This window comes from Citrobacter freundii complex sp. 2025EL-00176, from assembly GCF_053309355.1.
In genome coordinates, this window is record NZ_JBRYHT010000012.1 from 121,227 (window position 1) to 129,820 (window position 8,594).

Genomic DNA, 8,594 nt, shown 5'->3' on the forward strand with positions numbered 1-8,594 from the left:
AAGAGGCGGTAATGCGTCAGACGAAAACCGGTATCCTGCTGGCAAACCTCGGCACCCCCGATGCCCCCACTCCTGAAGCCGTTAAACGCTACCTGCGCCAGTTTTTAAGCGATCAACGTGTAGTCGATACTTCCCGCCTGCTGTGGTGGCCGTTGCTGCGTGGGGTGATCCTGCCGCTGCGTGCGCCACGCGTGGCAAAGCTGTACCAGTCAATCTGGATGGAAGAGGGTTCGCCGCTGATGGTCTACAGCAAGGCGCAACAGCAGGCGCTGGCCCAACGCCTGCCCAATACGCCTGTTGCGCTGGGCATGAGCTACGGTTCGCCTTCGCTGGAAAGCGCGGTCAACGAACTGTTGGCAAGTGGCGTTGACCACATTGTCGTGTTACCCCTGTACCCGCAATATTCCTGTTCGACGGTGGCGGCGGTGTGGGATGAACTCGCGCGCATCCTGGCGCGTAAACGCGGTATTCCCGGCGTCTCCTTTATTCGGGATTACGCCGATGACAGCGCTTATATTGACGCGCTGGCAAAAAGTGCCCGTGACTCCTTCGCCAAACACGGCGAACCCGATTTGCTGCTGCTCTCCTACCACGGAATTCCACAACGTTACGCCGACGAAGGGGATGACTACCCGCAACGCTGTCGCGATACGACGCGTGAGCTGGTCTCTGCGCTTGGCCTGCCGCCGGAAAAAGTGATGATGACCTTCCAGTCTCGTTTTGGTCGCGAACCGTGGCTGACGCCGTATACCGACGAAACGTTAAAAATGCTGGCTGAGAAAGGGACCCGACATATCCAGGTTATGTGTCCGGGCTTTGCGGCAGATTGCCTTGAAACGCTGGAAGAGATCGCGGTGCAAAACCGGGAGATTTTCCTCGAGGCTGGCGGCCAGCAATATGAGTATATTCCGGCGCTGAACGCCACACCGGAACATATCGAAATGATGGTCAAACTGACCGCAGCCTACCGTTAAAGTTGTGCTTTGAAGTAACGCGCGCCCTCCCGCAACGCATCGTCGGCGGTTTTCATCATCCGCGAGTAGTGCAGGAAGGCGTGCAGCGTGCCGGGGTACATTTTGTACTGGCAGGGCTGCTGATGCGCATGTAGCGTCTGAAATAATAAGCGGCTATCGTCAATCAACGGATCGAACTCCGCGCCGGCGATAAAACACGGCGGCACGTCGCGCGTCAGGTCGTTATTGAACAGGCAATAATACGGTGACTCGCGATCGTCGGCGCTACGCAGGTACGCGTTTTCGTACATCTGCAGATCCTCCCGCGATAAACCATCCCACGCTCCGCCCATCAGCCGTCGGCTGGGCGAATCCTGCAGGCCGTAAAGTCCATACCACAGCAGATTGCCTGCGACTTTGCCGCAGGCAATCTGTTTGTCCCGCAGCCACAACGCGCTGGCAAGCGCCAGCATCGCGCCAGCGGAATCACCGGCAAAACCAATATGATCCACATTCAGAGAATAGTCGGCCGCGTGTTGGTGATAATACTGACAGACGGCGACAATCTCCTCGATGGCTTGCGGGAAGCGAGCCTCCGGCGAGAGCGAATAGTCGATACCAATTACCGTGCACTGCGTGTAAAGCGCCAGTAAGCGCATAATGCGATCGTGAGTGTCCAGATTACCAAGAATGAAACCGCCGCCGTGCAGATAATACAGCGTGGCCTGACTATGGGGTTGCGGAGAATAAATTCGCGTGGCAACAGGGCCGCGCGCGGTAGAAATGACGCATTCCCGGGTATTCATCTGCGGGGCATCGGCATTCCACAATTGCCGTTCGTGGATATAGTGTTGGCGCTGAGCCACGATGTCATCGGCGGCGGGCCAGGGCGGCAGATCGTCGCGATGATAATTCACCACGGTTTTCATTTCATCTGAAATTCTGTCGAGTACGGGGATCTTATTTTCCGGCTTCATAAACGCTCCTTGTGAAGGTGATTTATTGTAGAAATTAACCCCGTATAAACTGCGATCCCACCGTCCGATATTGAAACTCAGCGCCGCGTCGCATGCGAAGCAGGGAATGTGCTACCATGCACCGCTCAGCTAATCACCCGTAAAATCGACCATGAAATTTCCCGGTAAACGTAAATCCAAACACTATTTTCCCGTCAGCGCGCGCGATCCGTTGCTGCAACAGATTCAGCCTGAAAATGAAACCAGCGCAGCCTGGGTGGTGGGTATCGACCAGACGCTGGTCGATATTGAAGCCAAAGTGGATGATGACTTTGTAAAACGTTATGGATTAAGCGCCGGGCACTCTCTGGTGATTGCAGACGATGTCGCCGAAGCGCTCTACCAGGAGCTGGTACGTGAAAATTTGATCACCCATCAGTTTGCCGGTGGAACTATCGGTAACACGATGCACAACTACTCCGTGCTGGCGGATGACCGCTCGGTGCTGTTGGGCGTAATGTGCAGCAATATTGAGATTGGTAGCTACGCGTATCGTTATTTATGTAATACCTCCAGCCGTACCGATCTGAACTACCTGCAGGGCGTTAATGGACCGATTGGCCGCTGCTTTACGCTGATTGGCGAATCCGGTGAGCGCACGTTCGCTATCAGCCCTGGACATATGAATAAGCTGCGGGCGGATAGCATCCCTGAGGCGGTTATTGCCGGAGCCTCCGCGCTGGTGCTGACCTCCTATCTGGTGCGTTGCGAACCGGGCGAGCCGATGCCGGAAGCGACCATGAAGGCGATCGAATATGCCAAAAAGCACAATGTGCCGGTGGTTCTGACGCTAGGCACCAAATTCGTTATTGCCGATAACCCGCAGTGGTGGCAGGCATTCCTGAAAGAACATGTCTCTATTCTGGCGATGAATGAAGAAGAGGCTGAAGCGCTGACCGGCGAGAACGATCCGCTGCTGGCGTCCGACAAAGCGTTGGATTGGGTGGATTTGGTGCTGTGCACTGCGGGTCCGGCGGGCCTGTATATGGCGGGCTTTACGGAAGAAGAAGTCAAACGTAAAACCCAGCATCCACTGCTGCCAGGGGCTATTGCCGAATTCAACCAGTACGAATTCAGCCGCGCCATGCGCCATAAAGATTGTACGAATCCGCTGCGCGTGTATTCACACATCGCACCGTATATGGGCGGGCCAGAAAAGATAATGAACACCAACGGCGCTGGCGACGGTGCGCTGGCGGCATTGCTGCATGATATTACCGCCAACAGCTACCACCGCAGCAACGTGCCTAACTCCAGCAAGCACAAGTTCACCTGGCTGACCTATTCGTCGTTAGCCCAGGTGTGTAAATATGCTAATCGCGTGAGTTATCAGGTGCTGAACCAGCATTCACCGCGCCTGACACGCGGTTTGCCGGAACGTGAAGACAGCCTCGAAGAGTCGTACTGGGACCGCTGAGTTCTTACCCGATGGCATTGCGCTTATTGGGCCTGGACCAGTGTGGGAATACGTAGGCCGGATAAGCGTCAGCACCATCCGGCACGTAACATTAACTGGCAGTAGCAACGTCACCGGCAGGCGGCGTTTCAATCAGTTCCAGCATAGTGCGGGCGATTTCACGCTCGCCCATGACGACCTGATTGGCCCCGCGCTCGGTAATATATTCCACTTCATCGTCATAATGCGCGCGGGCGATAATCTCAATCGACGGGCACTTCTCGCGAGCGGAAGCGACAATTTCACCGGCTTCATAGCCATTTGGAATCGTCAGCAGCAGCCAGCGTGCGCAATCCAGATGCGCCAGATTCATAATTTCTTCGTTGGCGGCATTTCCCAGCACCGCGCGGATCCCGCGCTCACGCAGTTCATCCACCCGCGTACGTGAGGTTTCGATAACCACCAGCGGGATCCCGGCAGCCATCAATTTTTCACCCAGCAGACTACCTACGCGGCCAAAGCCTACCAGCAGGGCGTGATTGCAGATATCCACCGGAATTTGTTTCTCTTCTTCGATGGCTTCTTCCAGCGTCTGCTCTTCCAGCGTTTCGGTTTTCGCGAGATATTTTTCTAACACCGCGAACAGCACCGGGTTGAGCATAATGGACAGAATAGCCCCCGCCAGCACCAGATTTTGCCCGGCCTGCGGTAACAGGTTTAGCGCCATTCCCAGACCTGCCAGGATGAAGGCAAACTCACCAATCTGCGCCAGGCTGGTGGCAATGGTGAGCGCTGTGCGTTGGGAGTGACCAAACAGGCGCACGAGGAAGTAGGCGGCAACGGATTTACCAAAGACGATAATCGCCAGCGTGCCCAGTACCGCCAGCGGCTGCTGGATCAAGATTAACGGATCAAACAGCATCCCAACGGATACAAAGAACAATACGGCGAACGCATCGCGCAGCGGCAGAGTATCATGCGCCGCACGGTGGCTCAGTTCGGATTCGTTCAGCACCATGCCGGCGAAGAACGCACCCAGCGCAAATGAGACGTCGAACAATTCTACTGCGCCAAACGCGATACCTAATGCCAGGGCAAGGACTGACAGAGTAAACAGCTCTCGTGAACCAGTTGCGGCGCTACGCGCCATGATCCACGGCACCAGACGACGGCCAACCAGCATCATAATGGCGATAAACGCCACCACTTTACCGATGGTAATGCCCATATCGACGGCCAGCGACGCAAAGCCTACATCTTCTTTTTCCAGCATTCCGGCGACGGCGGGCAGGAGAACCAGCGTCAGCACCATCATCAGGTCTTCAACAATCAGCCAGCCTATAGCGATTTGCCCGCGCTGGCTGTCAATAAGTTGCCGTTCTTCAAGAGCACGCAGTAGCACTACGGTACTGGCGGTTGACAGACACAGTCCAAAGACGATACCGACCATCAGCGACCAGCCCATCACCGCTGAAAGCGCCATACCCAGTAGCGTTGCCACAGCTATCTGGGCAATCGCGCCGGGAATGGCGATGGACTTTACCGCCATCAAATCCTTCAAGGAAAAGTGCAGCCCCACGCCGAACATCAGCAGGATGACGCCAAGCTCCGCCAGTTCAGGCGCGAGTTTGGTATCAGCAACAAAACCAGGTGTAAATGGACCGGCCAGAACGCCCGCTAACAGATATCCCACCAGAGGAGAAATACGTAGTTTATTGGCAATCATGCCTAATATAAAAGCGAGCACAAGGCCGCCGACAATGGTGGTGATAAGCGGGGTGGCGTGATGCATTCCGTCTCCTTTGGTTGCTGTGTTGATCCTGAAAACCTAAATTCCGAGTAATAGTTTATGACAATTTTAATGTTTATGTTTATGAATAATTATTGAATTTTGATGAAAACGGGATTTTAGGCGTAAAAAAGCACGGATCGGAAAACTACAGGGGTATGCGAGGAGTAAAGGCTGATGGTCTCTGTAAGTGAACACGGCCAAAGTTTACTTTTGGCCGTCAGAAAATCAGGCTTTATGTCGGTTATCAGGTAAGAATATGGTCAGTATCCCCAGAAGTGGCAGGAAAGCACATATTTTATAGACCAAATCAATACTGGTATGGTCAGCAATCAGCCCTAATACCGCGGCTCCCAAGCCGCCCATGCCAAAGGCAAATCCGAAAAATAGCCCAGAAACCATGCCGATACGACCCGGAAGCAGCTCCTGCGCGTAGACCAGAATGGCAGAAAAGGCAGATGCGAGGATAAAACCAATGATCACGGTTAAAATCCCGGTCCATTCCAGCGTTGCATAGGGTAAAACGAGGGTAAATGGCGCTACGCCGAGGATAGAGCCCCAAATAACATATTTTCTGCCAATCTTATCACCTAACGGTCCGCCAATTACGGTCCCAGCCGCAACGGCAAACAGGAAGGCAAACAGGTGAAATTGCGCGTTTTGTACCGATAATCCGAATTTTTGCATCAGATAAAAGGTGTAATAGCTGCTGATGCTCGCCATATAGAAGTATTTGGAGAAAATCAGCACCAGCAGAATGCTAACCGCCAGTACCACTTTATTACGCGGTAATGGATTAACAATCGTGACTTTCGGTTTTCCTTTGCTCATCCGATGCTGCGCGGCATACCAACGGCTGATTTGCGCCAGAACCACAATCGCTAATAACGCGGCCAACACAAACCAGGCCACATTACCTTTACCATATGGCGCGATGATGACAGCCGCCAGCAAGGGCCCAAGAGAGCTACCGAAGTTGCCGCCAACCTGGAAAATTGACTGGGCGAGGCCATGACGACCGCCGGAAGCCATGCGCGCCACGCGGGATGACTCCGGGTGAAACACCGATGAGCCCGTACCGACCAGCGCCGCGGCGAGTAATACCATATGGAAACTGCCTGCCATGGCCAGCAACACTAGCCCGCTTAGCGTGAAGCACATACCAATAGGCAGCGACCACGGCATCGGATATTTATCCGTCCAGTAGCCGACGACCGGCTGAAGCAGCGAGGAGGCGAGCTGGAAGGTTAGCGTAATCATCCCTATCTGCATAAACGTCAGCGAGAACTCTGACTGCAAGAGCGGGTAAATCGCCAGGATCAGCGACTGGATCATATCGTTTAGCAGATGAGAGAGACTGATCGCCCCTAAAATGCCAAATGAGGTGCGTGCTTTAGCAACCGACGCTGACGCGCCAGCCACTGGCGGGGTTGATTCACTTATTGCCATAGAAAGTCACTTCTGTTTGGGTTGCGATGATGAGGGTAATCTATTTTGTTATTATTACCTGACTAACATACCTGCGGAAGGTGTTTGAAGGAAGTCTCATTTCTGAAAACATTTTCGACTATTATTTCATATCATTGTAATTTCAGTCGTTGATTTTGGCTCAGGGAGAGAAATATGAAGTGTTTAAAGCGGGGCGTGGCGCTGGCGTTATTCGCCGCATTTGCGCTGGCAGGTCAGCCTGCGCAGGCGTACGAAAAAGATAAAACCTACAAAATTACCATTCTGCATACCAACGATCATCACGGTCACTTCTGGCGCAGTGAATATGGGGAATACGGGCTGGCAGCGCAAAAAACGCTGGTGGATGGTATTCGTAAAGAAGTGGCGGAAGAAGGGGGAAGCGTACTGCTGCTTTCCGGCGGTGATATCAACACCGGCGTACCAGAATCCGATCTTCAGGATGCGGAACCTGATTTTCGCGGCATGAACCTGATTGGCTATGACGCGATGGCGGTTGGCAATCACGAATTTGATAACCCGCTTACCGTGCTGCGCCAGCAGGAAAAATGGTCCAAATTCCCGTTTCTCTCGGCCAATATCTACCAGAAAAGTACTGGCGAACGTTTATTCAAGCCGTGGGCCATCTTTAAGCGTCAGGATTTAAAAATTGCCGTACTTGGCTTAACCACTGACGATACGGCGAAAATTGGTAACCCGGAATTTTTCACCGACATCGAATTCCGTAAACCTGCCGATGAAGCCAAACTGGTCATCCAGGAACTCAATATGGGGGAAAAGCCAGACATCATTATTGCGACCACCCATATGGGTCATTATGACAACGGCAATCACGGCTCGAACGCGCCTGGCGACGTAGAAATGGCGCGTAGCCTGCCGGCGGGGTCGCTGGCAATGATTGTGGGTGGTCACTCACAGGATCCGGTGTGTATGGCCTCGGAAAACAAGAAGCAGGTTGATTACGTACCGGGTACGCCGTGTGCGCCAGATAAGCAAAATGGCATCTGGATTGTGCAAGCGCATGAGTGGGGGAAATACGTGGGCCGGGCGGACTTTGAGTTTCGTAACGGCGAAATGAAAATGGTTAACTACCAGCTCATCCCCGTCAACCTGAAGAAAAAAGTGACCTGGGATAACGGGAAAAGTGAGCGCGTACTCTACACCCCGGAAATTGCTGAGAATCAGCAAATGCTCTCGCTGCTGACGCCATTCCAGAATAAAGGTAAAGCGCAACTGGACGTGAAGATTGGTAGTGTCAATGCGCGCCTCGAAGGTGACCGCAGCAAAGTTCGTTTCGTACAGACCAATATGGGACACTTGCTGTTGGCTGCGCAAATGGCGCGGACCAGCGCTGACTTTGGCGTGATGAGCGGTGGCGGTATTCGTGATTCCATTGAAGGCGGCGATATTACCTATAAGAGCGTGCTGAAGGTGCAGCCGTTCGGCAATATTGTGGTGTATGCCGACATGAGCGGGAAAGAGGTGATTGACTATCTGACTGCCGTGGCGCAAATGAAGCCGGACTCCGGGGCTTATCCGCAGTTTGCCAACGTCAGCTTTGTGGCGAAAGACGGTAAACTTAACGATCTGAAAATCAAAGGCGAACCGGTTGACCCGGCTAAAACCTATCGCATGGCAACGCTGAGCTTCAACGCCACCGGCGGCGATGGCTATCCGCGAATTGATGACAAGCCAGGCTATGTGAATACCGGGTTTATCGATGCGGAAGTGCTGAAAGAGTACGTGCAGAAAAACTCACCGCTGGATGCCAGTGCGTATGAGCCGAAGGGCGAGGTGAGTTGGCAGTAACAGGGCGGAGTGCCGGATGGCGGTGCTGGCACCTTATCCGGCCTACAGATCAGTGCGGTTTGTAGGCCTTAAAGCTGCGCGCCATCAGGCCTTGTATTATCCTTTCTGTGCAGAGAGAACCGGCCAGTTCTTTCTGCCATGCAGCCCGCATGCCGTATCAGGCC

The 8,594-nt window shown here is 53.6% G+C and carries 6 protein-coding genes; 3 read left to right on the forward strand and 3 right to left on the reverse strand.

Annotated elements, in window-relative coordinates; translation table 11 throughout:
- The first annotated feature begins 11 nt into the window (after positions 1–11).
- The gene (gene hemH / locus ACVXHP_RS19750) at positions 12–974 is read left to right on the forward strand and encodes a ferrochelatase (protein WP_304696810.1); all 963 of its coding nucleotides are present in this window, start codon (positions 12–14) and stop codon (positions 972–974) included.
- On the opposite strand, the gene aes is transcribed toward hemH, so the two are convergent.
- The gene (gene aes, locus ACVXHP_RS19755) at positions 971–1,930 is read right to left on the reverse strand and encodes an acetyl esterase (protein WP_447572062.1); all 960 of its coding nucleotides are present in this window, start codon (positions 1,928–1,930) and stop codon (positions 971–973) included. The genes hemH and aes overlap by 4 nt on opposite strands.
- Positions 1,931–2,081: 151 nt before the next feature.
- Between aes and gsk the strand changes: the two genes are divergently transcribed.
- Positions 2,082–3,386, forward strand: a complete 1,305-nt coding sequence (gsk, locus tag ACVXHP_RS19760; protein WP_200007653.1) for an inosine/guanosine kinase — start codon at positions 2,082–2,084, stop codon at positions 3,384–3,386.
- 91 nt (positions 3,387–3,477) lie between these two features.
- Here gsk and ybaL read toward each other — a convergent pair whose 3' ends face one another.
- Positions 3,478–5,157, reverse strand: a complete 1,680-nt coding sequence (ybaL, locus tag ACVXHP_RS19765; RefSeq protein WP_200007651.1) for a YbaL family putative K(+) efflux transporter — start codon at positions 5,155–5,157, stop codon at positions 3,478–3,480.
- A gap of 225 nt (positions 5,158–5,382) precedes the next feature.
- The gene (fsr, locus tag ACVXHP_RS19770) at positions 5,383–6,603 is read right to left on the reverse strand and encodes a fosmidomycin MFS transporter (protein WP_447572063.1); all 1,221 of its coding nucleotides are present in this window, start codon (positions 6,601–6,603) and stop codon (positions 5,383–5,385) included.
- 174 nt (positions 6,604–6,777) lie between these two features.
- Between fsr and ushA the strand changes: the two genes are divergently transcribed.
- On the forward strand, positions 6,778–8,430 hold the full coding sequence (gene ushA, locus ACVXHP_RS19775; RefSeq protein ID WP_447572064.1) for a bifunctional UDP-sugar hydrolase/5'-nucleotidase UshA: 1,653 nt from the start codon (positions 6,778–6,780) through the stop codon (positions 8,428–8,430).
- Positions 8,431–8,594 lie beyond the last annotated feature (164 nt).

What these genes read in the sequence shown, in the direction of transcription:
- fsr (WP_447572063.1), bottom strand. Translation starts at nt 6,603, where the DNA reads ATGGCAATAAGTGAATCAACCCCGCCAGTGGCTGGCGCGTCAGCGTCG.
- ushA (WP_447572064.1), top strand. Translation starts at nt 6,778, where the DNA reads ATGAAGTGTTTAAAGCGGGGCGTGGCGCTGGCGTTATTCGCCGCATTT.
- aes (WP_447572062.1), bottom strand. Translation starts at nt 1,930, where the DNA reads ATGAAGCCGGAAAATAAGATCCCCGTACTCGACAGAATTTCAGATGAA.
- ybaL (WP_200007651.1), bottom strand. Translation starts at nt 5,157, where the DNA reads ATGCATCACGCCACCCCGCTTATCACCACCATTGTCGGCGGCCTTGTG.
- hemH (WP_304696810.1), top strand. Translation starts at nt 12, where the DNA reads ATGCGTCAGACGAAAACCGGTATCCTGCTGGCAAACCTCGGCACCCCC.
- gsk (WP_200007653.1), top strand. Translation starts at nt 2,082, where the DNA reads ATGAAATTTCCCGGTAAACGTAAATCCAAACACTATTTTCCCGTCAGC.